General features: G+C 39.7%; 2 protein-coding genes. Both read left to right on the forward strand.

The annotated features are described in order from the left end of the window. Positions 1 to 122: 122 nt before the first annotated feature. On the forward strand, positions 123 to 1,679 hold the full coding sequence (gene istA / locus CLV38_RS13440) for an IS21 family transposase (protein ID WP_106196483.1): 1,557 nt from the start codon (positions 123 to 125) through the stop codon (positions 1,677 to 1,679). After that, on the forward strand, positions 1,676 to 2,425 hold the full coding sequence (istB, locus tag CLV38_RS13445) for an IS21-like element helper ATPase IstB (protein ID WP_026501800.1): 750 nt from the start codon (positions 1,676 to 1,678) through the stop codon (positions 2,423 to 2,425). The genes istA and istB overlap by 4 nt, the downstream gene beginning before the upstream one ends. The last annotated feature ends 54 nt before the right edge of the window (positions 2,426 to 2,479 follow it).

Here is a 2,479-nt window from a genome sequence, read left to right on the forward strand (position 1 = left end):
TGTGACTGCTAAACTGTATTATGCAGTTACTGCTAGATAATAATGTGCACTTTTATCCCATACTTTCGTTCTATTTGATAAACTAGAAGAGTTAGTTTTTCAAATGGAAGGAGAAGAAAAAGGTGGATTTTAAAAAAGTGAATAGAATTGCAAAAGTACATCATTACAAAAAGAAAGGATTTTCAAATGCAAAAATAAGTCGAATGCTTGGTATACATCGAAATACCGTTAGGAGTGATTTAGAAAAAAGACCAGATGAAGCAATCGCTTGGGTAGAAAACCTTAATACTCGGTCAAAAAAGCTTGATCCCTTTAAAGAGACAATTTTAAATTGGCTAAATGATGAGCCGGAGCTTTCCGCGGCTCAAGTCGAAGATTGGTTAGATGAACAGTTCGGTTACACCGAAGCAGCTCCAAGCACGATCCGTTCATACGTAAAAGAGCTCAGGGAAACCTACGGTATTCCAAAGGTTTTGACCTATCGAAATTACGAAGCGGTGCCTGAATTACCACCCGGCAAGCAAATACAGGTGGACTTTGGGGAAATAACAGTAAAACGAGGCTTAACTGATAGTCGAGTAAAGCTTTATTGTATTGGCTTTGTTCTTTCCCACTCCCGTTATAAATACGCTGAGTGGCAAGAGAAGCCCTTTACGACAAACGACGTGATTCGGGCACATGAGAATGCTTTTGACTACTTCGGAGGACGAACAGAAGAAATCGTGTATGATCAGGATAAGCTGATGATTGTCAGTGAAAATCATGGAGATATTTTATTTACTAAACAGTTTCAGGCTTATGTACTGGAAAGACAGTTTATTGTTCATGTCTGTCGTGCCGCTGATCCAGAATCTAAAGGAAAAGTCGAAGCCGTCATTAAATTCGTAAAGTACAACTTCGCCCGTGGTCGTCGCTTCTATTCCATTGAGTCATGGCAGGAGCAATGTGAGTCCTGGTTAACTCGCAGAGGCAATTATAAAAAACATGAAAAAATAAAAAAGAGACCGATAGACGTGTTCACTCTGGAAAAGTCACACCTCATCTCGATCTCTGATAAACCTATTCTCTCGAATAATGAAAGTATAACAAAGACCGTTCTGAAAGACAATACGATTCAATTTAAGTCTAATTACTACTCGGTTCCAATCGGAACCTATCGGCCAAGAAAAACAACTAAAGTCCGTGTAGTAATAAGCAATAATCGTTTGTCTGTGTTCGAACTGAAAAGCAGTCATCAACTCGCCGATCATCCCCTGGCTAAAGGGAAAGGCAAGCTGACTAAAGACCCTGATCATGGACGAGAAGCAGAAAGAAAACAGAAACTTGAGCAGCATATTAGTAAGGTACTTAGTCATTTCCATAATAAAGAGGAAGCGATCATTTTTATCAACCAGCTCAAAATTAGGTATCCAAGGCATATGAGAGATCAGTTACGTGTTATAGAAACCGTCATAGAACAAAATAATAACGTACTAGACAAGGCGTTGAATGAATGTATCATATTAAATTTATTCAGTGCAAATGTCTTAAGAGATGTGGCTAGCGAATTAGCTCGTCGGCAACTTCAGACAAATCTCCACGATATAGAGAGTGATGGTTTGTCCGAAAGGTATCAATCGATTACCGCTGTAGAACGTTCTGTTGAGTCATATCTACAAGTGTTAGGAGGGAAAGAATGATAGGTACTACAGAAAGCCTTCAATCGCAATTCAAGCAGTTCCGCATGACAGAAACGGCTCAGGCTCTTCCAGGTTTTCTGCGTGAAGCAGAACAGCAATCTTGGACTTATCAAGAGCTACTTGTGGCACTATGTAATCACGAAGAACATCGTCGAGAAGAAAAGACACGACAGAAGTATTTAAAATGGGCACAGTTTCCTTTTGAAAAGTCCTTGGAGGACTTCGATACTATCGAATCAATGTCACTCAGTAAACGACAAATCGATCAACTTCGAGAATGCGATTGGTTAGACCAACTTTTCAATCTCGTTCTCTTAGGTCCACCTGGAGTGGGAAAAACACATATAGCCATTGGTTTAGGGTTGGAAGCCATTGAGCGAGGTAAACAAGTCGCTTTTGTATCAATGGGTGAGTTGATTTCTTTGCTCAAAACCGAAGGTTATGTTCGAAAGTCGGCAATTCGCCTCAAACGTGTGAGACAAGCTGACTTAGTCATTCTTGATGATATGATGTTCATGGCTATGGAGACAAACGAAGCGAATCTCTTTTTCCAGTTGATTAGCGATTTATACGAGAAGAGTTCAATCATTTTAACATCTAATAAAGGCCCTGACAGCTGGGGTAAGATGCTTGGAGATCAAGGAATCGCAACAGCGATTCTTGATCGGCTTCTTCATAGATGTGAAGTCATTCATATGGATGGCGAGAGTCATCGAATGAAACATCGAGAAACAATTTTTGAATAAAAAAGTGCACAAAGTTATCTAGCAAAAAGTGCACAATTGTCCTTGACAGTTACA

Origin of the sequence: Alkalibacterium olivapovliticus (assembly GCF_003003275.1) — a bacterium.
GTDB classification, from domain to species: Bacteria; Bacillota; Bacilli; order Lactobacillales; family Carnobacteriaceae_A; genus Alkalibacterium; species Alkalibacterium olivapovliticum.

Coding starts and splice junctions, on each gene's coding strand:
- istB (WP_026501800.1), top strand. CDS start 1,676: ATGATAGGTACTACAGAAAGCCTTCAATCGCAATTCAAGCAGTTCCGC.